At 69.2% G+C, this 24544-nt stretch carries 23 protein-coding genes; 10 read left to right on the top strand and 13 right to left on the bottom strand.

Annotation, left to right across the window (positions count from 1 at the left end; translation table 11 throughout):
• Positions 1–408: 408 nt before the first annotated feature.
• From ACFYY6_RS10425 to ACFYY6_RS10395, 7 genes are all read right to left on the bottom strand, one after another.
• Positions 409–1599, bottom strand: a complete 1191-nt coding sequence (locus ACFYY6_RS10425; protein ID WP_389192610.1) for an MFS transporter — start codon at positions 1597–1599, stop codon at positions 409–411.
• A gap of 6 nt (positions 1600–1605) precedes the next feature.
• Entirely contained in the window at positions 1606–2163 is a 558-nt protein-coding gene (locus ACFYY6_RS10420) for a GNAT family N-acetyltransferase (protein WP_351623807.1), read from the bottom strand.
• Between the two features lie 20 nt (positions 2164–2183).
• Entirely contained in the window at positions 2184–3353 is a 1170-nt protein-coding gene (locus ACFYY6_RS10415; RefSeq protein WP_388651112.1) for a type III PLP-dependent enzyme, read from the bottom strand.
• Positions 3344–4690, bottom strand: coding sequence for a DUF6271 family protein (locus ACFYY6_RS10410; RefSeq protein ID WP_389192607.1), 1347 nt, complete (start codon positions 4688–4690; stop codon positions 3344–3346). The genes ACFYY6_RS10415 and ACFYY6_RS10410 overlap by 10 nt, the downstream gene beginning before the upstream one ends.
• A complete protein-coding gene (locus ACFYY6_RS10405; protein ID WP_351518708.1) occupies positions 4672–5736 on the bottom strand; it encodes a phytanoyl-CoA dioxygenase family protein in 1065 nt (354 codons plus the stop codon). Before ACFYY6_RS10405 ends, ACFYY6_RS10410 begins: the two co-directional genes overlap by 19 nt.
• A 401-nt stretch (positions 5737–6137) precedes the next feature.
• Complete coding sequence (locus ACFYY6_RS10400) at positions 6138–6392, bottom strand: hypothetical protein (protein WP_351518710.1); 255 nt, start codon at positions 6390–6392, stop codon at positions 6138–6140.
• 141 nt (positions 6393–6533) lie between these two features.
• On the bottom strand, positions 6534–7445 hold the full coding sequence (locus tag ACFYY6_RS10395; protein ID WP_389192604.1) for an ArsR/SmtB family transcription factor: 912 nt from the start codon (positions 7443–7445) through the stop codon (positions 6534–6536).
• Positions 7446–8454: 1009 nt separating this feature from the next.
• Here ACFYY6_RS10395 and ACFYY6_RS10390 point away from each other — a divergent pair.
• Genes ACFYY6_RS10390 through ACFYY6_RS10380 form a run of 3 tightly spaced genes read left to right on the top strand, consistent with a single transcriptional unit; the run spans position 8455 to position 10658 of the window.
• Positions 8455–9030, top strand: coding sequence for a TerD family protein (locus ACFYY6_RS10390; protein ID WP_389192601.1), 576 nt, complete (start codon positions 8455–8457; stop codon positions 9028–9030).
• Positions 9031–9080: 50 nt separating this feature from the next.
• Positions 9081–9662, top strand: coding sequence for a TerD family protein (locus tag ACFYY6_RS10385; protein WP_351518714.1), 582 nt, complete (start codon positions 9081–9083; stop codon positions 9660–9662).
• 60 nt (positions 9663–9722) lie between these two features.
• Entirely contained in the window at positions 9723–10658 is a 936-nt protein-coding gene (locus ACFYY6_RS10380; RefSeq protein WP_389192598.1) for a hypothetical protein, read from the top strand.
• A gap of 119 nt (positions 10659–10777) precedes the next feature.
• On the opposite strand, the gene ACFYY6_RS10375 is transcribed toward ACFYY6_RS10380, so the two are convergent.
• Both ACFYY6_RS10375 and tatA read right to left on the bottom strand, forming a co-directional pair.
• Entirely contained in the window at positions 10778–11356 is a 579-nt protein-coding gene (locus tag ACFYY6_RS10375) for a TerD family protein (protein ID WP_351623984.1), read from the bottom strand.
• A 261-nt stretch (positions 11357–11617) separates the two neighbouring features.
• On the bottom strand, positions 11618–11935 hold the full coding sequence (gene tatA, locus ACFYY6_RS10370) for a Sec-independent protein translocase subunit TatA (RefSeq protein ID WP_351525611.1): 318 nt from the start codon (positions 11933–11935) through the stop codon (positions 11618–11620).
• A gap of 138 nt (positions 11936–12073) precedes the next feature.
• Between tatA and ACFYY6_RS10365 the strand changes: the two genes are divergently transcribed.
• Positions 12074–13603, top strand: coding sequence for an LCP family protein (locus ACFYY6_RS10365; protein WP_389192596.1), 1530 nt, complete (start codon positions 12074–12076; stop codon positions 13601–13603).
• A gap of 151 nt (positions 13604–13754) precedes the next feature.
• Here the strand turns inward: ACFYY6_RS10365 and ACFYY6_RS10360 are convergent, their stop codons facing one another.
• On the bottom strand, positions 13755–14141 hold the full coding sequence (locus ACFYY6_RS10360; protein ID WP_351623823.1) for a hypothetical protein: 387 nt from the start codon (positions 14139–14141) through the stop codon (positions 13755–13757).
• A 260-nt stretch (positions 14142–14401) separates the two neighbouring features.
• Here ACFYY6_RS10360 and ACFYY6_RS10355 point away from each other — a divergent pair, with 260 nt between their 5' ends.
• Both ACFYY6_RS10355 and ACFYY6_RS10350 read left to right on the top strand, forming a co-directional pair.
• Complete coding sequence (locus ACFYY6_RS10355; RefSeq protein WP_389192593.1) at positions 14402–15574, top strand: ADP-ribosylglycohydrolase family protein; 1173 nt, start codon at positions 14402–14404, stop codon at positions 15572–15574.
• Positions 15574–17004 (top strand): ADP-ribosylglycohydrolase family protein, encoded by a 1431-nt coding sequence (locus ACFYY6_RS10350; protein WP_389192590.1) that lies wholly within the window; start codon positions 15574–15576, stop codon positions 17002–17004. Before ACFYY6_RS10355 ends, ACFYY6_RS10350 begins: the two co-directional genes overlap by 1 nt.
• A gap of 228 nt (positions 17005–17232) precedes the next feature.
• Here the strand turns inward: ACFYY6_RS10350 and ACFYY6_RS10345 are convergent, their stop codons facing one another.
• Positions 17233–18045 (bottom strand): thioesterase family protein, encoded by an 813-nt coding sequence (locus ACFYY6_RS10345; protein ID WP_389192587.1) that lies wholly within the window; start codon positions 18043–18045, stop codon positions 17233–17235.
• Positions 18046–18153: 108 nt separating this feature from the next.
• Here ACFYY6_RS10345 and ACFYY6_RS10340 point away from each other — a divergent pair, with 108 nt between their 5' ends.
• Entirely contained in the window at positions 18154–18519 is a 366-nt protein-coding gene (locus ACFYY6_RS10340; protein ID WP_351525617.1) for a DUF4440 domain-containing protein, read from the top strand.
• A gap of 70 nt (positions 18520–18589) precedes the next feature.
• Here ACFYY6_RS10340 and ACFYY6_RS10335 read toward each other — a convergent pair whose 3' ends face one another.
• Together ACFYY6_RS10335 and ACFYY6_RS10330 are read right to left on the bottom strand one after the other, a co-directional pair.
• Positions 18590–19039, bottom strand: coding sequence for a transposase (locus ACFYY6_RS10335; RefSeq protein ID WP_389192876.1), 450 nt, complete (start codon positions 19037–19039; stop codon positions 18590–18592).
• A 319-nt stretch (positions 19040–19358) separates the two neighbouring features.
• Complete coding sequence (locus ACFYY6_RS10330; protein WP_389192584.1) at positions 19359–20081, bottom strand: NUDIX domain-containing protein; 723 nt, start codon at positions 20079–20081, stop codon at positions 19359–19361.
• Positions 20082–20166: 85 nt separating this feature from the next.
• Here ACFYY6_RS10330 and ACFYY6_RS10325 point away from each other — a divergent pair, with 85 nt between their 5' ends.
• From ACFYY6_RS10325 to ACFYY6_RS10315, 3 genes are read left to right on the top strand one after another with little or no spacing between them, the layout of a single operon-like run.
• Positions 20167–21921 carry a hypothetical protein gene (locus tag ACFYY6_RS10325; RefSeq protein WP_389192581.1) on the top strand — a complete coding sequence of 585 codons (1755 nt, stop codon included), beginning with the start codon at positions 20167–20169 and terminating at the stop codon, positions 21919–21921.
• Positions 21918–22835 (top strand): hypothetical protein, encoded by a 918-nt coding sequence (locus tag ACFYY6_RS10320; RefSeq protein ID WP_389192578.1) that lies wholly within the window; start codon positions 21918–21920, stop codon positions 22833–22835. Before ACFYY6_RS10325 ends, ACFYY6_RS10320 begins: the two co-directional genes overlap by 4 nt.
• Positions 22836–22885: 50 nt before the next feature.
• Entirely contained in the window at positions 22886–23551 is a 666-nt protein-coding gene (locus ACFYY6_RS10315) for a hypothetical protein (protein WP_389192575.1), read from the top strand.
• The last annotated feature ends 993 nt before the right edge of the window (positions 23552–24544 follow it).

The following is a 24544-nucleotide window of genomic DNA, read 5'->3' as shown; positions in this document are numbered from 1 at the left end:
GGGCCGAAGGTTCATCGCATCGTGCCTGATACGTGATGCGTGCCACGCACCCACCACGTGCCGCGTGACACGTGGTGCCCGGGTGCGCGCGGGAGACTTCCCGACCAGACGCCGGCCGCCACGCCCTGTCCCCGTTCCCGTTCCCGTGCATGGTCGGGCGGGGTGCGCCGGGTGTGCTCGCGCCGTCGCCGATGTGCAGGGTGCCCGGGCCGCGCCCGGACACGCCCCGACGGCTCGCGGGCCTCCGCCTCCTGACGCGCGCCCGCGCGGGACGACACCCCGCTCCCGGAACGGGAACGGTGCCCCCGCACGGTTCCTCGGACGGGCCGACCGGACCGGGCCCGCCCGGCCGGACCGTACACGCCATGGCCGGGCCCGCCCGGTCGGGGCACGCACCCGCCGGACCGGTCAGGTCCCGCTCGGGGTCGGTTCGGTCTCCGCGAGGCCGGGCCAGCGGATCCGGGTCGCGCACACCGACACGAGCAGCGCCGAGACGGCGACGGCGCCCATGCCCCACACCAGGCTGCCTGCGCTCGCGATGAAGCCGATCACCGCCGGTCCGGCAAGCAGCCCCGTCGTCCCCATGGCGGCGACCAGCGCCAGAGCCTCCGTGCCCTGGCCGGCCGCCGCCACGTACACGCACGGCGTGACGGCCGCGACCCCCAGGCCGACGCAGGCGAACCCGATCAGTGCCGGGACTGCGCCGCCGGTCAGCAGGGCCAGCGCCAGCCCCACCCCTGCCACCGCGCTGCCCGCCTTCACGATGCGCCCGTCGCCCCAGCGGCTGCGCCAGCCGTCGGCGAAGAGGCGCGCCAGCACCATCATCACCGAGACGACCGCGATGCCCATGGGCGCCAGCTGTGCCGACGCACCGGCGACGTCCTTCATGTAGAGGGCGGACCAGTCGTTCATGGCGCCTTCGGTGACCGTGCCGAACACCATCGCGCAGCCCATCCAGATGGTCACCCGGGACGGCATGGTCAGCTTGCGCCGGCTCTTCTTCGGGGCCTCCTTCTCCTCGACGCCGTGCTCGTCGTCCGTGAGGAGTCCCGAGCGGGTCAGCCCCACCAGCAGCAGGAGCAGGACGCAGGCGATACCGAAGTGCACGGCGACCTCCGTCGTCACCGTGTTCACGCCGGAGGCGAGGAGCGCGGCGAACAGGGAGCCGGCGCTGAAGGTCGCGTGCAGCCTGGACATGGCGGTCCGCCGGTACGTGGCCTCCAGCGTCGCGCCCTGCGCGTTCATCGCGACGTTCAGACAACCCACGGCGACACCGTCGCAGCAGATCACCGCCAGCGCGACCGGGTAGTTCGGTGCCGCGGCCAGCGCGAGCAGCAGCAGGCTCAGGCAGATCGCCGACAGGAACGCGAGGCGCCGGGACCCCAGACGCCTCATCAGTACCGTCACCAGGGGGAACGACACCGCCGCGCCCGCGCCGCAGGCCATCAGCAGGAGGCCCAGTTCCGCTTCCGAGAGGTCGAGACGTGACTTGATGGCCGGGAGCCGCGAGGCCCAGGTCGCGTACTGGAACCCGAGAAAGCAGAACAACGCCGCGATCGCGAGTTGTGCCCGGTGGAATTGATCACGGACGCCAAGCATGTGGGATCAGCCTACTTCGTCTTCCAGAGGCGCCCCGAGCGATGGCCCGGTGGCGGAATTCGGTCGCCCGGTGCGGTGGTCCGGCACCGTCCTGGACATGTACACGGCGCCCGGCCCATAGCCCGGCGGTGGCTCGACATCGCGATGGGCCCGGTATCCGTTCGCCGACCAGAACATGTCGCTGCCCATGACGGCGACGAGGGAGATCCCCTCGTACCCCTTCGCACCGGCCGTCGCGGTGAAGTGGCGCAGCAGCTTCCCGGCCAGACCCCTGCCGCGGAACTCCTCGGCGACGACGAGGTCGTGCAGGTGCAGGTTCCGCGAGTGGAAGACGACGTCCTCCGGCCGGTCCAGGTCGGGGTACGCGAGCCTCGGGTAGGGCAGGGCCAGCAGATAGCCGGCCGTCCGCCCCGCGCGGTCGAGCACGAAGCAGGTGCCGGGAGAGGCGCGGGCCCTGGACCGCAGCGCGTCGCGTCCCTCGGACAGGCCGTGGGCACCGTACACGTGGGCTTCCAGCGCCGTGATGCCGTCCCAGTCGCTCTCGGAGATGTGCCGTACGCGCACGTCGTGATCCGTCCGTCTGTTCACTGTCCGTCCGTCCAGGTGGCGGGAAGGGGGTCGAAACCGTTGAATCCCTGGGTCATGTATCCGGTGGCGTAGGCGCCGCAGGAGAGGATCCAGACCGGGTCGCCCGAGGCGACGGCCCTGGGCACGAGGACACGGTTGTGCTCGTGGGCATAGGCGTCGTCGCTGTCGCACGTGGGACCCGCGACGACGGCAGGTACACCGTCCTCGCCGTCGTGCGTGGGGAACAGCAGCCGGTACTGCAACTGGTCCATCTCGTAGAGCCCGTTGAACTTCCCGCAGCTGAGATAGAGCCAGTGCTCCCGCTCGCCGTCGTTCTGCTCCCTGGACGAGAGGCGGGCCACGTGTGCCCTGATCGCCCCGTGATCGGCGACCAGATGCCGTCCCGGTTCGACGAGGAACGTCGGCGGGGACGCGGAGACGGCGGCGAGATGCTGCATGCCGTCGCGGATCACGGCGAAGATCTTGTCGACCGGGGGGACCAACGGCCTTCCACGGTTGTCGAGATAGCCGAGGGCGGGCAGTCCTCCGCCGAGATTGACGTGGTCCAGGACGATGCCCCGCCGGTCCAGGTCCACGATCACGTCGGCGAGTCGCTCGAAGGTGTCCTGCCACGCCTCGGACGTCATCTGCTGCGAGCCGACGTGCACGGAGAGGCCGGACGGGACGAGTCCGGCCGACCGCGCCGACTCCATGACCCGCACGGCGTCGGCCCCCGAGCAGCCGAACTTCCGGCTCAGCCCCCACAAGGCACCGTCCCCGGTGGTGGCGACCCGGCAGAACACCCGCGACCCCGGGGCATGGGCCGCGGTCGCCGCCACGTCCTCCAGGCTGTCGGTCGCGAAGTCCCTGATGCCCAGGCGGTACGCGACGGCGATGTTCCGGTCCGACTTGATGGTGTTGCCGTAGTGGATCCGGTCGGCCGGTACGCCGGTCGCGAGAGCCTGCTCGATCTCGCGGGGGCTCGCCGCGTCGAAGCCGGACCCCTTGTCCGCCAGACGAGCGAGGACCGCGTCCACGGGGCACGCCTTCATGGCGAACCGTACGGAGACACCCGGGAGTTCCCTCAGGAGCGCTTCGTACTGCTCCTCGATTCCCGCGAGATCGAAGACGATGCGGTCCTCGGTGGCGGCGGCCAGTGCGGCACGCATCGTCGCGTTCAGACGCATGGCGCCGTCGGCTCCGGGCGGGCCCTCCGGAGCGGCCGGGGCAATTCGGTGGATCCGCTCGCCCGCACCAGTGGTCCCCACGCCTCGATCAGCAGGGCGAAGTCCTCCATGTCCTCCTGCGCCTCTTCGAGCAGCCGCTCGTGGCGCGGCGCCAGGAAGTCGGCGAACTCCTCGTACCTGCCGCCGAGTCGGCGGTACGAGCGGTCGATGACCGCCAGTCGTCGTACGTTGTCCCCCCGGTCCAGCCGGGCGCTCTCCCTGACCAGTGCGGCAACCGCGTCCGGCCTGACCCGGTGCCGGTCGTCGAGCAGGCCGGCACCGGCATCGGCCATCCGGTCGTAGATGTGGTTGAGGTAGAGCATCGACAGGAAGAACTTCGTGAACCGCAGCTGGTAGGCCATGAACCCGGCATCGGTCCTGCGCTCGGGGGTGTAGAAGTTGACGATGTTGCGGTTGTGCAGCACGCCGGGCAGCGTGCCGTCGTACACCAGGTGCATGAGGAAGTAGTCGCTGCCGATGGTGTCGGTGGCGGGCGGCAGCGGCACGCGCTCGTACACCTCGTCCAGGAAGCTGATGTTGCACATGTCCACACGCATCGGGTCGACATGGGTGAGGGTCGAGTGGTCGCGTACGAACGGGTCGTTGCCCGCCCCCGTGAACGACTCCTCGACCAGTGCCCGCTTCCGCTCGTCCGGCCAGTCGAGAGGAGCCCACAGGCTCACCACGTCGTGGTAGACGTCGTTGCCGAGACGGGCGATCTCACCGATGTCCACGGACAGTTCACCGACGAAGGAGCTGCCCACCATCACCACCGGCTTGCCGTGGTGTTCCGGGTCCAGCACCGTCTCCGACACGCCGCCCGCCGCGTCGGCGGCGGTCCTTCCGAGCGAGGCGAGTTCGTGGTGGACGGGGAAGACCGGGCGGCCGTCCACGACCTGGTAGTCGCCGTCCGAGTCCCGGCGGTGCACCGACGCGCAGCCCAGCGCGCCCGCGATGAGGAACGCGCGGTTGGTGCAGGCGCCGTAGGAGACACCGGACGGCAGCATGAGGTCGAGGACGAGCTCCGGCTCGACGACACCGGAGCGGCTGATCACCCGCTCCAGGAAGTCCCGCTGCTCCGCCTCCGACAAATGATGCACCGTCACGTTCGGCGCCCGGTGCGACTCCTCGACGATCCGCGCGTGCTCGGCGAACGTCTCGGCGTCGGAGGAGTCGAGGATCAGCAGATGCACCTCGACGTCGAAGTGGGTGGCCGCGTGGTCGGCCTCGGCTCCCACGGCCGAAATCGTCGCGGCACAAGCCCTGTTGGTGGGAAGTGTCAGGCAGATACGGCGCATGCCGACTCCCCGGTCGCACGGACGGTCTCCTGCTCGTCCCAGGACGCGAGCCCCAGCAGCCGCTCGCCGAGCCCGTTCAGTACGGCGGTGCCGTACCTCAGCGATTCGTGCTTCGTCACATCGCCGACGAGGGTCTTGTTCCAGTCCGGTGTGCTCAGCTCGCGCCAGGACCCGGTCCGGGACCGGCGCAGTTCCTCGTGCGACTCCAGGGCGGGCATCATGGAGAGGTACTGGACGGCGCGCACCTCGCCCCCGGAGGTGTTGCGAGCCACGCCGTGCGCCAGCAACCCGTTCCAGATCAGCAGGTCACCGGCTTGGAGATCGGGCCGCACGACCGGGAACTCGGCCCGGTCGACGTCCGGCCTGATCGGGTCCCGGTCCGCGGGCTGCGTTGCCTTCCACTGCTCGAACCGGCGGAACAGCTCGGGCGAGCACTGGAAGCCGCCGGCCTCCGGACGGGTGTCGTTCAGCGCGATGATGCCCTGCACCCGCTGCGGCAGCACACCGAGCGAGGTGTCCACATCCCAGTGGAGTTCGATGTCGAAGCCCTTGTCCGTGGGCGCGATGAGCGCGCGGTCACGGTTCTTGATGTTGGGCGGATTGAGGTTGAGCCGGTCCAGGGTCACCCACAGCTCCTCGCAGTCCCACACGTCGACGAACGCGTCGTAGACGCGCCGCGCCTGGCGGCTGTCCCAGATGAGCTGGTGGTGGTACGCCTCGACGAAGCCGTAGACGTGCAGTTCGCGGTCCAGGTCCGTGCGGAACGGGCGGTCCTCGTACCAGGTGTCGGGCCGGGCCGGGTCGAGGCCCTGGAAGTCCCAGGCGAAGTCGAGCAGACGCCTCGCCGCGTCGGCGGGGATCGCCTGCTTCACGACGACGTAGCCGTAGGTCTGCCAGAAGGCGAAGTCCTCTTCGGACAGCACGCGGAGCTCGTGCCTCTTCCGGATGTCCCTCAGTGGTGTCTGGGCCAGGTACGACTCGCCGTCGGAGCTGAAGTACGGGCGTTCCGAAGCGGCACGGTGCAGATAGGGGGCAGGAGTCGGCATGCAATCACTCCAAGGGTCGACGTTCTCGGTGGCTGGGCGGGGCCGACCGCTCGCACGGCGCCTCCCGTAAGGGCGCCGCACGGCGGCGCGCGCCGGTACGAGGAGGGAGCGGAGAGGGCGAGGGAGGCCATGGATCACGTGCCGGGCGGTCGCGGTGCCGACCGGGGCCGACGACACGAGCGCACAGCGGGAGCCCACGCAGCAGCGGGCCCGATGACAACGCCCCGACGGCAACGATCCGGTGGCAACGGACCCGGTGCCATCCGGCCCAACGACACCGGTCCGACGACACGGGCTCCGATGGCACAGGGCCCGGTGATACGACGCTGCCGCACGGCGCGTACGGCGTCGGACATGGACGCCTCGGGCCGGTGCGCCACCGCGGCGGGACGGCGGCCGGGTCAGCGTGGCGTCGGGTCCACCAGCGGCGATCTCGGTCTCAGGAAGTTGATGGTTGCGGGTGTCTTGCACACGGCGTTGCGGTCCTCCGGCGGTGCTCCGGTCGAGCGGTTCCCGCCCTGACTTTCGTCGACCACGAAGAACGCGACAACGTTTTCGGTGTGAACCGAATCGCCTTGCTTGTACGCCCTGTTGGGGATGCCGCTGCGTCGCATGGCCGGTGCGCGGGCGAGGACCGACACCACACTGCGCGGCATGAACCTGCCAATTCACCCCTCACGGGGGAGTCCACTCCCGCCACTCGCCCCGCGATCAGGCGACGATCAGCCTCGATCGGGCAGCGATCAGGCGGCGAGGAGACTATCTCACCGAGGTGTCAACTCCGCCACTCCGGGGGGTCATTGATTCATGAGGCACTCGGTGAGCGCCACACCCTCGCGGTTGAGCTCGTAGAGGACACGGTTGCCGGCCCGGTGGCGTCGCACCACGCCCGCGGAGACCAGGGCCGACAGATGCTGGGAGACCGTGCTCGCGGCGAGTCCCAGCTGGTCGGCGAGAGCCGATGTGGTGATGGGTGTACCCAGCTCGCGGACGACCGAGGCGCGCCCACGCCCCAGCAGGATGGCCAGCCGGTCCGCGCGCGCCGGCTCCGCGGCGCCGCCTCGCTTCGGCTCGGCACGGAGAATGCCCGCTCCCCGCGCGGCATAGGAGACCACGGTCCGGCCACCGACGGCCGACCACCAGCGCGTCCCGTCGGCCAGCAGCATCGGCACCAGGGTCAGGCGGTCCGCGCCGTCGGCGCGTTCGGCCGGGAGCCCCAGTTCGTGCAGCAGCGCCGCACCACCGCTCATCGCGAGGGTGCGCGACCGGAAGAGGATCTCCTCCTCCAGGGAGCGCGCCAGCCCGGTACCCCGGGGCTCCATCGCGGCTCGCCAGAAGTTGGCCAGTTCCACGGCCAAGTACCCGAGTTGCGCCTCGGGTTCACGGATCAGCGCGGCGATCAACGGATCGGTGAACGCCCCGGGATATTCTCGGGCGAGCTCCTCGCGGACCAGCCCGGGCCGCGTGCGCGCCATGCCGTCCAGCTCGTCGGCGATACGCCCGCCGCGCGAGGCGACACCCCCGGTCAGGAACGAGGGAATACGCCTGCGGGGCCGGGCCAGTTCGACGACCGCCCTCAGCCGCGGTGTCAGCGCCCCATGCGCCTCGCGGGCCCAGGGCGCATGCGGCCAGGGAGCATCGGGACCGTGGCGAGCCAGCAGCGCCATGCCGCCGAACGCCTGCCACAAATCGCACAACGCCAGCCGCACGTCCGGTAATTGGCGACCCATCAGCACTGCCGGCCGTCACGCACCGGACCTGCCTCCCCGGCCGCGAACGAACCGACCCCGAACGGGGCGGATGCGCGGCGGACCGCCGAGCCGACGGAGAAGACTCCCCGACCGGCATCCGTCACCCCCGACTCCCGCGATCTGGACGAGGGTTCATCACGCGAGAACGGCATGCCGACGACGGCAGTGCGCGAAGGATCGAGCATGAACCCCGCCCATTCATCGTGGTCCAGACCAATGATGAACGAGCTTTCGACACCACTCGCCAACTGTCAAGAAACTTGTGATTCAGGCCACACCTTGATCACCAGTGATAAGCACTCGATCACACAGGGCTACTCCGTCTGGTCTAGACATGTCGCCCCAACTCCTGTTAGGTTCACGCCCGGAAGGCTCCCGCCCGAGCGTGTCGACACACATCCCGATCGCCCAAATACCCTTGCAGAGCAAGCCATTCGGGCCGCTCGGCATGCCTCCGCCCTCGCGACCGCGGTGACCATGCCCACGCGCCCCCGGCAACGCGCCGACGCGTCACACCGGAGCCCCGCACCGCGGTCCGTCGCGAGACCGAAGGGGTCGGACCGACCCGGCGACGACGCGGGCATGCCGCACAACGGGGCCCCACCCCCGAGGCTCCGTCGACTAACGGCCTCGTCCACGATTGTCAGCGGCGTCGCGGTGTCTGGGACCTCCGCCTCCGGCGTTGTCGTCAGTCACCGACGCTCCTTCCCCGAGCTCTCAGCTGCGTTCGAGCAGGGGAACCCCATCCGACTCCCTCCTCCGCCTTGGATTCGAAGGCCCCAGACGCCGCTCCTTCCTCCACTGCCAATCGTGGACGAGGTCGCAAGTCGGCCGGCGACCCACACGATCCGGCCAGCGTCGCACCACTAAATCTACAGTGCTGTAGATTTCAGTCGCTGTCACAGAGCGCGCGGACGACGACTGTCCGGCGTCGTCTTCGGAAAGAACCGGTAAGAGGAGAATCGCTGTGGGTGTGAGCCTCGCCAAGGGCGGAAACGTCTCGCTGACCAAGGAGGCCCCAGGTCTCACCGCCGTACTGGTGGGCCTGGGCTGGGACGTCCGCACGACCACCGGTGCGGACTACGACCTGGACGCCAGCGCGCTGCTGTGCGACGGGGCGGGCAAGGTGCTCTCCAACGGGCACTTCGTCTTCTACAACAACCTCCGGAGCCCGGACGGTTCGGTCGAGCACACGGGTGACAACCTCACCGGCGAGGGCGAGGGGGACGACGAGATCGTCAAGGTCGACCTGGCCGCCGTGCCCGCCGACGTGGCGAAGATCGTGTTCCCCGTGTCGATCCATGAGGCAGAGGGTCGGGGCCAGAGTTTCGGCCAGGTCCGCAACGCGTACATCCGCGTGGTCAACCAGTCGGGCGGGGCCGAGATCGCCCGCTACGACCTCAGCGAGGACGCGTCCACCGAGACGGCGGTGGTCTTCGGCGAGCTGTACCGAAACGGCGCCGAGTGGAAGTTCCGTGCCGTCGGCCAGGGTTACGCCTCCGGGCTGAGCGGCATCGTCGCTGACTACGGCGTCCTGCTCTGACCCCCGCTCCCCCACCCGACGACCGGCACATCCGAGAGGAGAACGGACCCATGAGCGTCGACCTGACCAAGGGCCAGCGCATCAGCCTCACCAAGTCCGGCGGCGGCGAACTCACCGTCGTACGCATGGGGCTCGGCTGGAAGGCCGCCCCCCGCAAGGGGTTCCTCGCCCGCCTGACCGCACGCGAGATCGACCTGGACGCCTCGGCGATCCTGTTCGCCGGGGCAGAGCCCCAGGACGTGGTCTTCTTCCAGCACCTGACGAGCGACGACGGATCGGTGCGGCACACCGGCGACAACCTCGTCGGCGGGGCCGGCCAAGGGGGCGACGACGAGTCGATCCTCGTCGATCTGCAGCGTGTACCCGCCCACATCGACCAGATCGTGTTCACCGTCAACTCGTTCACGGGCCAGACCTTCGAGGAGGTCGACAACGCCTTCTGCCGGCTGGTCGACGAAACCACGGGGCAGGAACTGGCGCGCTACACGCTGAGCGGCGGCGGACGTCACACCGCGCAGATCATGGCCAAGGTGGCGCGCTCCGGGGCCGGTTGGCAGATGACCGCCATCGGCGCCGCCACCCACGGCCGCACCTTCCAGGACCTGCTGCCGGTCGTCGCCGGACATCTGTAGGTCGCACACGCCGTGCCCGCCACCGGGCCGGAGCATCGGATCACACATCGGGGGAACGCAATGGACCGGTCGTTCCGGCTGCGGGACGAGGACACGGCGGACTACACGGCGGTCCTGGACGAGGTCATCGAGTCGGCGGAGATACGGCACCTACTGGCCCGATCTCCGCTGGGCGCCGGTGAGTTGCGTGTCAAGGGCCTGGCGGCGGCTCCCCGCGTCGCCGCGGCCGCCGAGGCCGAGTACCGGTCGTACGCCGAGCTGCGGCAACGGTCGCACGGCAGCGACGACATACGGACCGACCGGACGACGTCCCCGTCCGGGCCGGGGCGTCAGGAACGCACCGGAGCGGGTCTGGTGCCCGTGCTGGCGGTCCTCACCCCGGTTCTGGCCGCCGTCGCCGCGGCCACGTTCCTGCTGTTGGGATATGGACTGCGGCTCGCCGACAGCCTGCCCGCCACGGCGGACACCCTGGTCCACGCGGGCTGGATCAGCCTCGGTACGGCCGCGTCGACCGCCGTCATCGGCCTCATCGCCCTCTACCGGACCGCCGCGGATCACAAGGAATCCGCTGTGAACGGCCGTACGGCCCCCTCCGCCGACCTCGACCGGGCGAGGGAGTCATGGCTCGAAGCGCTGCGTGACGCCGGCATCAGGCCGTTCCTCGTCGCCCGGCTCCAGGAAGCACACGCGGACCCCGATCCCGGCCCCCGCGCAGGCTCCGCCCACCGGCCTCGATTCAGCAGCCCGGACTTCAGCCGGCCCGGCTTCGGCAGCCCGGACTTCGGCCGACCGGACTTCAGCAGCCCCGACTTCGCCGGACCGGGTGGCGCCGATCCGGATCCCGAAGGCCCGGCGCCGGACGGCCGGGGGCCCGACGGTCAGGACTTCATCCGACCGGAGTTCAGCCGACCGGATTTCGGCCGCCCCGACTTCAGCGGGCCGGACTTCAGCGGTCCCGACTTCAGTGGGCCGGGCCTCCCCGGCACGCGCCGCTGACAACGACACGCTCGCCCGATGACAACAACGGGTGGGGCGACGACAACGGAGGCGACCGACGGCGGCGCGCTCGCCCGACACAGCGTCGGGCGAGCGCGCCGCCGTCGGGCAAGACGTCGTCAGACGATGTCCACGCCGTAGTCGACCGCGATACCGGCCAGGCCGGAGGCGTACCCCTGCCCGATGGCCCGGAACTTCCATTCCCCACCCCTGCGGTACAGGGCGCCGAAGACCATCGCCGTCTCACCGGCGGCGTCGTAGGAGAGTTCGTAGCGGCACATCTCACGGCCGGTGAGGTTGTCGACCACCCGGATGTAGGCGTCCTCGACCTGTCCGAAATTCTGCCCGCGGTTCTGCGCGTCGTGGATGGAGACGATGAAGACGATCTGTCCGGTGCTCTCGTCGAGCCGGTCGAGGTCCACGAGAATCTGCTCGTCGTCGCCCTCGCCCTCGCCGGTCGTGTTGTCGCCGGTGTGCCGCACCGCCCCGTCCGGGCCGACGAGGTTGTTGTAGAAGACGAAGTGCTGGTCGGAGACGGCCTTCTGGTCCGGTCCGCAGATGATCGCGGACGCGTCGAGATCGAAGTCCGCGCCGCCGGCCGGACGCGCGTCCCAGCCCAGGCCGACGGTGACATCGGCGAGCGGCGTGCCGTCCTGGTTCAGGACGACGTTCTGACCCTTGGCGAGACTGACGCCCAACACTTCTGCTCTCCTTCGAGGCGCGCCGACGAGGTGTCCGCCGGAGCGCCGGGGCTCCGCCGGATGCGTGTGGGACTCACCATAGTTCAAAAGTTACGCAATTTTTGAAATGCCTGTGCGGCGGGGACACGCCCACGATCACCACACGCCGGCTCCGGACGGAAGCGCCCCGGACGGAGACCCCTCGGATCACAGCTCCCTCGGCGCAGACGCGCACGGGCTTCGGCACCCACGCGCCAACGGGGCCGGACACCGCGCTCATCAACGGGGCTCGGTGCTGTTCTCCACGACCGGACGCGCCGAGGCGGCGTCACCCGGAGCCGAGCGGATGGTCCGGGACGCGGGGCCCCCGGCAGCGCCCGCCCCGTCCGGGGCCGACGTGCCCGCCGCGTCCCCGGCCGCGGACGGGGCGGGCGAGGGCGCGTCCTCCTCCTTCATGGCCCTGGTCTCGCTCTTCAGGATGCGCAGCGACTTGCCCAGCGCCCGCGCACTGTCGGGCAGCTTCTTCGACCCGAACACAATGATGATCACAAGCACCACGATCAGCAGATGCCAGGGCTCCAACGCATTGCGGAACACTCCGCCACCCCACTCTCTTCCCGATGACCCACGCGAGGAGCCATCCATCGGACACGCTTGCTACATTGCGCAACTGTACAACCATTGAGGCGGGGTCAGTCGCCCCCTTCCTGTGGCCGGAACCGATGGGGTGGACGCATGACAGACAGCCGCCAGGCTTCCCGGCGCCGTGCGCGCGCAGCGGCGGTACGTGGCCGACGACGCAGGCGGAGCAAGGGCCGCACGGCCCTCGCCGCCGCCGTCTCCCTGCTCGTCCTGGGAGCGGCCGGTGCCGGGTGGGTCTACACGCGGCTCAACGGCAACATCAGCACCTTCAGCGCGGACGGTGTGTCCGGCGACCGGCCGCCGGCCTCCACCAAGGGGTCGAACGTCCTGGTGATCGGCTCGGACGCCCGGACCGGCGGCAATATCGCACTGGGCGGCGGGGACGCGGACGACATCGGCCGGTCCGACACCGCGTTCCTGCTGCACACGTACGCGGATCAGAAGCATGCCGTCGCCGTCTCGATCCCCCGTGACACCCTGGTCGACATCCCGCCCTGCAAACTGCCGGACGGTTCCTGGTCCGCCCCGCAGTCCGGCGCCATGTTCAACGCGGCCTATTCGGTGGGCGAGACGCCCGAGGGCAACCCGGCCTGCACCCAGAACACCGTGGAGAAACTCACCGGGCTACGTGTCGACCACACCGTTGTCGTCGACTTCAAGGGCTTCGCGGCGATGACGGAGGCCGTGGGCGGTGTCCAGGTCTGCCTGCCGCAGGATGTCTACCAGCGCGACCTCAACCCCCATCGCCCCACCCGCGGCAAACGGATCTTCGCCAAGGGACCGCAGACGGTCTCCGGTCAGCAGGCGCTCGACTACGTACGCATCCGGCACGGCATCGGGGACGGCTCCGACATAGGTCGCATAAAACGCCAACAAGCCTTTGTCGCCAGTCTGTTGAAACAGATCAAGAGTGATGGACTGACCCCGTCCAAACTGCTGCCGCTCGCGGACGCGGCCACCAGATCGATGACCGTCGACCCCGGGCTCGGCACCGCCGACAAGCTCGTCGCCTTCGCGATGTCGATGAAGGACATCGATCTCCACAACACCAAGTTCGTGACCGTGCCCTGGAAGTACCAGGGGGCGCGCGTGGCGATCGTCCATCCGGACGCCGACGCCCTGTGGGCGGCGCTGCGGGCCGACCGCACCCTTGACGGCCAGGACGCCGGAGGCAGCGGGAAGAACGGATCGGCCGCCTCACCCTCGCCGGGCGCCGAAGCACCCGCCTCCGGCGCTGATACGCCCGTCTCCGGCACCGGTGTCTCGGTGGCCGTGCACAACGGCACCACCGTGCCCGGCCTCGCCGCCCGTGCCGCCGAGATGCTCGAGGGACACGGCTTCACCGTCACCGAGGCCACGACCGCCACCGTCCGCGACCAGGCGACGACGGTGATCGAGTACGGCCCCGGTCAGGAGGAACAGGCCGGAAAGGCGGCCCGGGTCTTCCCCGGCGCGCGACTCGCCCCGGTGACGGCGCGGGGCATCACCGTCCTGCTCGGCCGCACCTACGCGGACGAGCCGGAAGCCCCTGCCTCACCGCCGCCGGCGCACATCCCCGCCCAGGTCTCCGAGGAGGCCCGCTCCGCCGACGACAACCCCTGTTCCGACCTCTCGTACGGCTGACCTACCGTCAGGGGGTGAGCCAGGTAGGGGAACAGCCGGCCCCCGGCACGAAGAAGCCGCACGCCGGCACGAGGAAGCAGGACCCTTGCACGAGGGAGTCGCACACCGGTACGGGACAGCCGGCCCCCGCGGGGCGGGAAAGGCCCACCGGTCACGGCCGTGCGTGGCCGCCAGGGGAGTCGGCCGTGAGGATCACCCGGTGCGGCTCCCCGGTGGTGTTCATGCTGAACTCCTCCACGATCGCGTGCGCCGCCCGCTCGGCCGTCTCGCCCGGCAGCCGTCCGTACTCGTACACCCGTGAGATCAGGAGCCCGGCGGCCAGCACGTCATCGGGGACGCCGCGGCTCCACATGTCGGCCGCCCTGGCGTAGGTGGCGGCGATCGGTCCCGGCCGTTCCGCCAGGGCCAGCAGGGACGTGTGCACCGTCCGGCGCGCCTCGCCGTACGTCAGCCCACCCGTTCCGATGGCCGCCTCGCCGTAGCCGGCCCGGTCCCGGGTCGGCGGGTGGAGTGTGATCTGCATCCAGTTCCAGGGCATGGCCGAAAGCGTAGAAGCAACCGGTGCTCCGCACGGGCCCGATCACCCGCCCGAGTGATTGTTCCGTACCGGGCCGTGACCGGGGCGTCGTCATCCGCGACCACCCGGCCGACAACCGCGACCGTAGCCCTCGACCGCCGTCGACGCCGACGCAGGACATGGGCCCGGAGACGACCGGAACCGAGAACGACCCGACGCGCGGCTCCGGCGTCCTCCAGGCCCTCCTCGAAGCCCTCCCCCACGCCCGGAAGGAACCCGGTATGACCACCCGGACCGATATCGAACGAACCGGCACGACCTTGGAAGAGCGCGCCCTCGGGAGCCTCGTCGGTGCCGCCGTGGGCGACGCGCTCGGCGGCGCGGTCGAGGGCTGGGCCCCCGACGCCATCGTCGAACGGCACGGCGGCCGGGTGCGCGGCATCGTGGAACCGTTCCACAAGGACGAGTGGCGGACCGCCCGCCCCCTCGCGCCGTTCCACAAGGGCGACGGCCATGTCACCGACGACACCTTGATGACGCACGCCCTGATCCGCGTCTACGAGAAGGTCCGCGACCACCTCGACGCCTACGCCGTCGCCGACCACCTGGTCCCCGACCTGATCAGCCACACCCGCTGGATCCCGGAGCTGGAGGCGGAGGCGCTGCCGCTCCAGCGGATCTTCCTCGCGGAGAAGTGGATCGTCGCACGCATCCACTACGGGCACGTCGACCCGCGCGAGGCGGGCGTCGGCAACATCGTCAACTGCGGTGCGGCGATGTACATGGCGCCCGTCGGCGTGGTCGACGCGGGCAACCCGCTCGCCGCGTACCGGGAGGCGCTGGACGTGGCGGGGGCGCACCAGTCGTCCTACGGGCGCGAGGCGGCGGGGGTCCTCGCGGCAGCGGTGGCCGCCGCGTTCAAGCCGGACGCCACCCCCGTCTCCGTCGTCGAGGACGCCCTCGGACTGGCGAAGGACGGCACGAGGGCGGCCATCGAGGCGGTGTGCGAAGTCGCTGTCCGGTACGACGACTTCGAGGATGCCCTGGTACCGCTGAGGCGGGCGGTGGCCCCCTTCGACACGGTCGGTCCGGAGTACCGCAGGCCGTCGCTGGGGGCCCGTCGCCCCTCTCGGCTGCACTCCATCGAGGAACTCCCCATCGCCCTGGGGATGGTGCTGGTGGGCGGCGGCGACTTCCGGCACACGGTGCTCGGATCGGTCAACTACGGCCGCGACTGCGATTCGATCGCCACGATGAGCGGTGCGATCGTCGGCGCCCTGTGCGGCGAACAGGCGGTGCCCCGCGAATGGAGCACCGAGGTCGCCCGGGCCAGCCGACTGGATCTGCGCACCCCCGCGGCGTCCCTGGCCCGGGTCGCCCGCGAGGTGCACGCGCTCGACCTCGAACGGCGCCGCGCCCACGAGGCGGCCTTCTCGGCGATCACGGAATCCTGATGCTGCGTCTGACCTGGCTCCAGCCGGAGGACTTGATCGGGCACGAGCTGCGCCAGGCCGCACAGGACGGCCGGGACGCGACCGGAATCGCACGCCGCTGGGTCGCGGCGGGCGGCCGTCCGGCGCCCGACCGGGACGGCGCCTCCGCCCGGCCCGCCGCACCCGGACTGCGTGCACTCGCCGAGGAGCTGCTCGATGAACTCGCACGGCTTCCTGCCCCGCTGGCAGCGGCGGAACCCGTACCCGGCCCGCTGCCCGCCGTCCTCCCGGGCCCCGACACACCGCGGCGTACAAGACCGGCCCCGCGCGGGGAGAGCGGCACACGCGGGGCCGTCGTCGCACGCACGGAGCGCGACCGGCTGCACGCGGCCTGGCTGGGCAGGGCGGTCGGCTGCCTGCTGGGCAAACCCGTGGAGAAGATCCCGCTTCCCGGCATCCGCGCCATCGGCAGATCGACCGGCAACTGGCCCCTGCGCACCTGGTTCACCGAGCGGGGCCTCGATCCACGGATCGCGGCGGCCCATCCGTGGAACCGCAGGTCCCGCCCCACCTCCCTGGCCGAGAACATCGACGGCATGCCGGAGGACGACGACCTCAACTACCCGCTTCTCAACCTCCTGCTGCTCCGGCGGCACGGCCACAGCTTCAGCACGGAGGACGTGGCGCGCCTGTGGCTGGAGGAACTGCCCGCCGCTCGCACGTTCACCGCGGAACGCGTCGCCTACCGCAACCTGCTGGCCGGGCTGGAGCCCCCGCTGACGGCCACGTACCGCAATCCGTTCCGCGAGTGGATCGGCGCGCAGATCAGGGCAGACGTCTTCGGCTGGACGAACCCGGGCGACCCCGCGCGGGCCGCCGAACTCGCCCGCAGGGACGCGATGCTGTCGCACACGGCGAACGGTGTCTACGGCGAGATGTTCGTGGCGGCGGCCATCGCGCACGCGGCCGGGCCCACCCCCACCACGGTCCACGACACGCTCACCGCCGCCCTGGCCCACATCCCGCCGAACTCCCGTTACGCACAGGCGATCCGCTTCGGCATCCAGACCGCGCGGGCCGAGCCCACCGGCACCCCGGCCGGCTTCGATCGGGTCGTCGACACACTGCACGCCCGCTACGCCCCCGACCACCACTGGGTGCACGTGCTGCCGAATGCCGCTCTGCTGGCAGCCGCTCTCACCCACGCGGACGGGAACTTCGCGGGTGCCGTCTGCCGCGCCGTGTCCGGCGGTTGGGACACGGACTCCAACGGCGCCACGGCCGGTTCGATCAACGGCCTGCTGGCGGGCGGCCCGGACGCACTCGGCGAGCACTGGACCGCCCCGCTGAAGAACCGCCTCGCCACCGGCATCGGCGACTTCGACGGCATCGGTTTCGACGAACTTGCCCGACTCACCCTGGAGGTCCGGGAATCCGAGGAGAGGGCCTGAGAACCCCCACGAGATGATCTCCGAACGGGTCGGGTCGCTTCGGGCTCGAACGCGCGGGCTCGTGGAAGCGACCCGACCGCCGCTCTCTTCATCGGGCCGGCAACGTCCCTTGCGGGGCGCCGACGACGCCTGCGGCACCTCGTGGCGGAGGCCACTCCTCGCGAGGGCTGCGTCCCGCAGCACGTGGACGGGCCGCCGAGAGGAGAGCCTCCTCGCGCGTCACATCCCTCAGGGGGTTTCCAACGGCCTCACGGTGAGTATCTGCTGGGCCTGTCCGACGGGTCCGTGGACGTCGTGGAGGACGGTACTGGTGAGGCCGTGCCCCTCGGCGCCGAAGACGACGGAGGTGTCCAGACCGACCCAGCCGCCCCGTGGTTGGCGATGCAGATGAATGGTCAGATCGACGTTCGGGAACATCCACTTCCCGGGCGGCTGACGTACCGCGACACCATTGGCGGTGTCGACGAGGCCCACGTAGGACGCCAGCGGACTCGCCTCCTCACCGGTCACGAGGGGCCTGCCGGTCGACACCCAGGTCCTGGCCCGGCCGGGCTGCGGCGGGTCGACGGCCCGCACGTCGAGCGACGCGATGAACCCGCCGGGCCAGACCGCGGCCATCGGCCACGGCTCCACCCCGTCGGGATGGGGCAGCGCCCCGGCCTCGCCCCCGGCGACGGAGGCGGTGTCGCCCGCCGCGAGCAGCCAGGCGCGGGCGCGCACCGTGGACCGCCCCGCGATGACCACGGTGGCCTCGACCAGCTCGATGGTGCGGCCGGGACGGATCGTCTCGACGTGGATCTCGGTGTCGTCGAGGGCGATGCGGCCGAGGATGTCGTAGCTGATGCGGCTCAGGTGCAGTTCCGGCCCCGTACGACCGCGGGCGGCCAGAAAGCGCTCGATGGCATGGACGACCAGCCCGCCGAGCGGGCTGAAGTGCTGCTCGTCCGACTGCCAGGCGCCGCCGACGTGCACGGTAGGCCGGTAGGTCCGTTCGTCGATGCGCTCGAAGTAGCCGGCCGGGGGAACGTCCGAGGGGTGCAACTGGCCTCCTGCGTCCGGTGACGGAATGATCACTTGCAGGGTACGACCACGTCGTCCGGCCGAGGAAAGGGAGGGTGCCGAAGGGGCGACGGCCCCTAGGGTTTCCGCATGACGGATGAGAATGAGCGGTTCGTTCAAGCGGCCATCGACGGGGAGTTGCGGCTTCTCGACCCTGCGGTACGCGCGGTCCCCGACCGTGTCCTGGAGCTTCTGGACCCGGAGTTCACCGAGTTCGGCGCTTCGGGACGGCGATGGGACGTCGAGTCGATCCTCGCGGTCACCAGTGGCGACACCGTGTCGCCGGAGTCCCCTGTCGAGGTCAGCGAAATGTCGGGAGTCCTCCTTGCCCCGGGCATCGTCCACCTGACGTACTTCGCCGACAACCAGGGCCGACGGGCACGGCGAAGCTCCCTCTGGCGCCTGACGGAGACGGGCTGGCGTATGTACTTCCACCAGGGAACCCTCGTCGACTGAACAGGAAAGCCTCGTCGGCTGAACGCGGCCGACACCCGGAACGCCGACGAGTCGGCGCGTCGACGAGGCACTACTTCTCCGCCAGCGGGCGTCCGGTCCCGGAGTACGGCTCGGCCACCGACACCGCCTCGCCGGGCTGGACCGACAGCGTGGTGGAGATTCCCACCACGTAGTTCAGGCCGCGGGCCTGCAGTCCGTGTCGGAACGCGGCAGCGTCGCCGTATCCGGTTTCGCGACTGCCAGCGGCACCTCGATCCCCCACGAGCGGGTCCCATCGAGCATGCCCAGGGCCAGCTGCCACTTCTCCACGTGACCGACATCGTCGAAATCCCGCAGGCGGTGCAGCGTGCGGCCTTCTCCGGATCGGCCTCAGGGAAGCGGGGTCCCAGGTCCGGGACAGGAACAGCCGCCAGTTGACCGCCGTCGAGGCGTGGTCACGGGCCAGATGCAGCGAGACACCGACCTGGCAGTTGGCGATCCCCAAGCTCAGCGGCAGTGGGAAGGTGCGCAAGCTCGACATTTCAAGCTGGTCTTCTACGGCTTTTGGCCCCTGCGGCGGGCACACGACGCAATCGCCGAGATCCACTTCTACGGCACCCACGGCTACGGCTGGGGCCTGGACGCGGACATCAAGGCGTGCTTCGACTCGATCGACCACACGGCCCTGACGGACCGAGTGCGAGACCGGGTCAAGGACAAGCGCGTGCTGCGGCTGGCGAAGGCGTTCCTCAAGGCTGGCGTCCACACCCAGGACAACAGCCGCGAGGACACCGTCACCGGCACTTCCTGGAGCCGCCCCGCATCCCTGCGTCGATCCCGGAACCCCGAAATTTGGCCAACTACGCTGACTGCCCGCCGATGCGCAGGAGTGGTGGGCTCAACACCCATGCACTCCCTCTGCGGTAGAGGGCGGCTGGGCGACCCGTCGAGGGCATCCTCTGTTCGCCCGTGGCCTCCACGAACCCTGTGGTCCTCAGTACCTTGCGTCGAAAGTTGCTCGGGTCCAACGACTGCCCCCAGACGACTTCATAGACCGTACGCAACTCGCTGAGGGTGAACTCCGAGGCACAGAAGGCTGTGGCGACAGGGGTGTATTCGAGTTTGCGCCGGACCTCCTCCAAAGCCTCGGCGAGGATCTCAGAGTGATCGAATGCCAGCCTCGTCCTGTCCCGGTCGAGCTCCTCCACAGGTGCCCAGTAAGCGCGTTCCGCATCGGTGCCGCCCACGGGCACAGGCAGGTTGGGCCCCAGGGCCAGGTATGCGACGGTGACCACTCGCCCTCGCGGATCCCGTCCGGGATCACCGTAGGCACCTAGCTGTTCCAGGTGCAACAGCCCACCGTCGATGCCGGCTTCCTCCCCCAACTCGCGCAGCGCCCCTTCTCGCAAGGTCTCGCCCTTCTGGACATATCCGCCGGGGAGCGCAGGCCGGCCGAGGAAGGGCTCCACCCCCCGATCGATCAGGAGCACCATCAGGCGATCGCCCCGCAGCGTGAAAATCGCCAGGTCCACCGTCACCCACGAGGCCTCCACCTCATCGGAGTCTTTCAGCCAGTCATCCACGAGAACCCCTAAAGGTCACATTGACTTGAACACCTTCGCCACTTATGGTCACTTGGACCTTAACCCCAGGAGGTGAGGGCAGGACGTGGCCACTCCCCCCGTACCACCCGCAAAGGTTTCCGGCGACGAACTCACTGCTGCAACGCGCCATTTATGCGCGGGCCCATACGTCGACGAACAGTTCCGCGACCTCGTGATCGACAAAGTCTGCACGTCGCCGCACCGCAGGGTCGCCCCGTCCTACGGCTTCGACATAGTCCCTGTCATGCGCCACGCGTGGCGGGCCGCCGCCCTTACGGCTGTTCTACGCGTCACGCTGCTGGGGTCCGTGATCGCACCGGCATGCGCAGGCGCCCTGCCTGCGAGCGCTCTCGTGACATGCGGCCTCACCCTCCTGTGGCTGCTCCGCCTGACCTTGCTCATACACCGGGGTGACCGCGAGCCCCGGAGCGACGGAAAGCCCGGACGCCGCAACAAGGAACTGCAGTACCGCCATCGGCGCCGTCTCCAACGGATCCTCCCGCGAAGGAAATCGGAGAAGTCGCAGGCGCTACAACGCGTCGGAGGTATCGCCCTCGGTCTGGCGACGACCGGCCTCGTGATCGGACTCATCCACCCCGATCACGTCACCACGGCCCTTCGCATGGCGGCGAGCGTCGTGCTCATGTGCCTCGCCATCGGTGCGTTGCGTCAACTGCAGCTCAACCGGATTCTTCGGGCACCGACCCTGCGCCCCGGTCGCCTGTCCCCCCGGCAGCGGGTGGCCGACGTTCAGCAGAGGGACGTGCACACCGTGTATCGCCGTCCCCGCCACAGCCAGGATGAGGGTGCAGCCGACGATGATCTGACCGTGTTCACCCTCTTCGGGGAGGAGTCGCCATTCATCGGTGCCGGAGAGATCGTTTACCAATGGAATCCACCCATGAGCGTGCAACTCCTGCGTCCTGTCGAGGACGATGACGCCCCCTTGCACGAACGGGAGCACCCCGTACCCCCGTTCCAGGCCCACGAGCTCGTCGAGCACCTGCGCGACGCGGTCCACCTGCTGAACACCGACAGCCACGATGTGCGCCTGCCCGCCCAAGTCAGGGACCGCGTCTATGTCTCCGAGACCGACGTGGCAACCGATCGCTCCCTACTCCCCCAGAAGCTCACCGACGTGGATCTACGGGAGATCATCAACACGCCAGGATCGAGGGGGCATCATTTCCTCGAGGTCACGACACCGCTGGAGGGCGCGGAGTACGTCGCGACCGTCCTGCTCCACGTCAGCGTACGGGGACGGACCCTGATAATCTCCACGGCAGCGTGCGTACTCGCGCACACACCGAGATCCTTCCAACGGACAGCCGAGTTCGGCCAGCACGGCCTCATCGCGGTCGTATGGGCCGCTTTCCGTGAACTGTCTACTCTCCCCCGGCAAGTCCAGCACTCGTGGCGGATCCTCCTGTATCTCCGCGCCCTGATCAAGGCCGCCATCCTCCCCCCGGATCTCACTTCCACGCCGATACGCAACGTCCTCATCGGCAGTCGCGTGAGCATCCGGGAGCAGTCGGCCCAGGCGTGGTCCAGGGTGCAATTGGAGAAGACCGACATCCTTGGCCGGATGAAGACGATCGAACAACGTCTGCTCCGGGCGGCAGGCGACTTCCTGCTGGCCAAGGACGTGGACGCGTCAGAGTTCAACAATCGAGCACTCAAGATCATCAATAGCGGGATCTTCAACTTCGGCGACAACAACACCATCAGCAACAACGCCATAGGCGATGCAGCCCAAGTCGGCGCACCGGCGCACCCTGCCACGGGGACCGACAGCCCCAGCGACGGAGGAACTCCGTGAACACCAACCGAGGCATCAGCTCCCACGGGAATGGCAACACCATCAGCAACAACGCCGTGGGCAACCACGCCCGAGTCGTCGCGACACCTCCCGCAGAACGAATCGGCGCACCGGTGACCGGCTCCATGGCACCAACGGATCGCGGCACATGGGACATCGGGATCGTCACCATCCTTAGCGAGGAACTGCGCGCATTGTGCGACGAGTTGAAACTTGAACGGCACAAGGAGCCAGGTGGCCTCTACTTCTACCGCGGAGAACACTCCACTCCGGACTCAACGCTCCGCATCGTCGCCACTCAGACTCAGAGTCAGGGGCAACGGTCGACCATGGCTGCCTTGGAGAATCTGCGACGCCAGTACGCGCCTCGGCTCTGGGCTCTCGTCGGCGTGGGGGGAGGTATTCACGACGAGCATGCCCGCATCGGAAACGTCATCATCTCGACCGAGGTCGTCTACTACGAGAACCGCAAGATCAATCCGCTCGGTGACGTCCGCAGGCGTGGCGAACACCGGCAGGCCCCGGCCCAGGTGGTGCATGCCGTGAACGCGTTCTTCGCCGAGTACGGCACCCCCGCCCGTATCCACGGTCAGCTCGCCTCGCAATCCTCACAGGAATACGCGGTGTATCCGGGGCTGATCGGCTCCGGTGAGGCAGTCATCGCCGACCGCGACAGCGACATCCGCCGATACCTCGCGCACTACAACGAGAAGGTGCTGGCGGTGGACATGGAAGCGGGCGGCTTGAGCCAGTACTGGCAGGAGAACTCCATCCACGACGAGATGAACCCCGGCTGGATCGTCGTCCGAGGCGTTTCCGACAACGCCGACGAAGAGAAGGGACACGCACACCACGAACTCGCATCCCGAAACGCCGCCCATGTTCTGCGGCTTCTGCTGCCCTTCCTCTGCTGACGCAATCGATGCCCCGTCGTATGCGACCCGACACCGGAAGAGGGCTCCACATGAACGACTTTCTGATAGGGATCCTCGGGTCTCTGGCAGCCAGCGCTATCCTCCTCGCCCTCGGCTTGCTGCGTGGCGCCCGTCCCGTGCGGTGGCTGGTCGCCGCCTGCTCCCAGTACACGAGGACCGGGCTCGGGCGCGTCTATCTTCACCAGTCCTCCGCCGAACAGGACCTCGCTCGCGACCTGCAACGAGCACGCTGGGTCAAAGTCCTGGCAGGCCGAGGAAACGTGCTCACTCGGGAGGTCTTCTCGTCCTTGTGGTCGGCAGAGCCGTCCCCGCAGTCCGTCCAGATCCTCTTGCCCGACCCCGAGCCCCGAGAGGACTCGTGGCTCGATCGGCGCTCTCAGGAGGTATCTCGGTTCGACCCAGGCTTCACCCGAGGTCTGCTCAGAAACCAGGTCCGAGCCAACATCGACTATTTGGCCCAAGTGACACAGACGAGGGACGGAATCGAACTGCGCACCTTCAACCTGCCGAACAACTGCCGTGTGATCGCGACGGACCGTGCCGCCTACCTCACTTTCTACAGTGCGTCGGCACACGGCAGAAACTCTCCGTGCCTCTATGCCCGGGCGCCTGGCATTCTGTACACCGCCGCCCTGCGCCAGTTCGACGCGGCCTGGACACACGCCACACCGGCTCTCCCGATACCCCTCCCCTGATGAGCCGGGAAAGCGGAAGCCCGCTGCGGAATCCCGGTCCGGGGGAACCCGCCGACGGAGCAATTGGCCGGCGGGCCCATGAAGCGCGAGAGGCGTCGTACTCGGATCGGGCTCACCCTCAGCCACTAAGACGAGAAAGACGTACAGCCCGATGAAGACCGTCTGGGAGCGCTACGCCACCCGAGCGCCTCGTCATAGGCGCACAGCGCCTCGCGATCCGCTCGGTCGGAAGCCGGATTGAATCACATCGACCTCAGTGGCGTCAGTGACCCTGAATGGCGCCCGATCCCCCGGCAGCCACGAACCGTGTCAGCAGGACCTCACGGCTGCCTCGAACGACACGCGCCTGAAGTGGTGGGCCTTCAGGATGAGCTTCGCACGAGCGTCAACAACCCGATGCCCGCGTGGACACGCGGTGTGCCACCATCGGCGCGCCCGCCTGAAACCTCGGACCAGACGGGTACGCGGATAAGCCCCATGCTTCACCTATTGGACGAGCGTAAACAGGTCGAGCAGGCAATGGATACCACGAAACCGCAGGCCGGGGCCCTTACTTCACGGGCTCCAGGATCGCCACGCACTCCACATGGCGCGTCATCGGAAACATGTAGAGCCAAAAGCCGGTTAAAGAAAACTGCAGGTCAGAGACGCGTTGGGAGCGAAACGGACTCAAGGTCAATGTGCATTACGTGCGCCACGGGCACTACGCGCGACCTCTCGACGCACGCCTATAGCCCTTCGACGGCCTGGAGGCCTCCACCAGGCAGGGCGAACACATCAGCGTGACCTTTTCCGAAATCGGGGTGGCCGCGCGAGCAGCGTGTCTTCATGGCTTCACGGCGAAAGGCATGCCAAGGCTGCGCAATGCGACCGCCAGGTCCACAAGTCACTCACCGCTGCTACTGAACTTGATTGAGTGATGTCGGGCTATCGGCCTGACAGTTGAGCGCCAGGTCCGGTAGTTCTGGTTGGGTGAGATACGCGCAGGGCGGC

The organism is Streptomyces sp. NPDC001750, from assembly GCF_042892615.1.
Lineage (GTDB): Bacteria > Actinomycetota > Actinomycetes > Streptomycetales > Streptomycetaceae > Streptomyces.
This window is presented reverse-complemented; position numbering and strand designations above follow the sequence as displayed.

Bases quoted from the DNA above. Each gene is read 5' to 3' on its own strand.
- ACFYY6_RS10425 (WP_389192610.1), bottom strand. From the start codon at position 1,599: ATGCTTGGCGTCCGTGATCAATTCCACCGGGCACAACTCGCGATCGCG.
- ACFYY6_RS10415 (WP_388651112.1), bottom strand. From the start codon at position 3,353: ATGCGTCTGAACGCGACGATGCGTGCCGCACTGGCCGCCGCCACCGAG.
- ACFYY6_RS10410 (WP_389192607.1), bottom strand. From the start codon at position 4,690: ATGCGCCGTATCTGCCTGACACTTCCCACCAACAGGGCTTGTGCCGCG.
- ACFYY6_RS10405 (WP_351518708.1), bottom strand. From the start codon at position 5,736: ATGCCGACTCCTGCCCCCTATCTGCACCGTGCCGCTTCGGAACGCCCG.
- ACFYY6_RS10400 (WP_351518710.1), bottom strand. From the start codon at position 6,392: ATGCCGCGCAGTGTGGTGTCGGTCCTCGCCCGCGCACCGGCCATGCGA.
- ACFYY6_RS10385 (WP_351518714.1), top strand. From the start codon at position 9,081: ATGAGCGTCGACCTGACCAAGGGCCAGCGCATCAGCCTCACCAAGTCC.
- ACFYY6_RS10380 (WP_389192598.1), top strand. From the start codon at position 9,723: ATGGACCGGTCGTTCCGGCTGCGGGACGAGGACACGGCGGACTACACG.
- ACFYY6_RS10365 (WP_389192596.1), top strand. From the start codon at position 12,074: ATGACAGACAGCCGCCAGGCTTCCCGGCGCCGTGCGCGCGCAGCGGCG.
- ACFYY6_RS10360 (WP_351623823.1), bottom strand. From the start codon at position 14,141: ATGCCCTGGAACTGGATGCAGATCACACTCCACCCGCCGACCCGGGAC.
- ACFYY6_RS10355 (WP_389192593.1), top strand. From the start codon at position 14,402: ATGACCACCCGGACCGATATCGAACGAACCGGCACGACCTTGGAAGAG.
- ACFYY6_RS10350 (WP_389192590.1), top strand. From the start codon at position 15,574: ATGCTGCGTCTGACCTGGCTCCAGCCGGAGGACTTGATCGGGCACGAG.
- ACFYY6_RS10340 (WP_351525617.1), top strand. From the start codon at position 18,154: ATGACGGATGAGAATGAGCGGTTCGTTCAAGCGGCCATCGACGGGGAG.
- ACFYY6_RS10335 (WP_389192876.1), bottom strand. From the start codon at position 19,039: ATGTCGAGCTTGCGCACCTTCCCACTGCCGCTGAGCTTGGGGATCGCC.
- ACFYY6_RS10315 (WP_389192575.1), top strand. From the start codon at position 22,886: ATGAACGACTTTCTGATAGGGATCCTCGGGTCTCTGGCAGCCAGCGCT.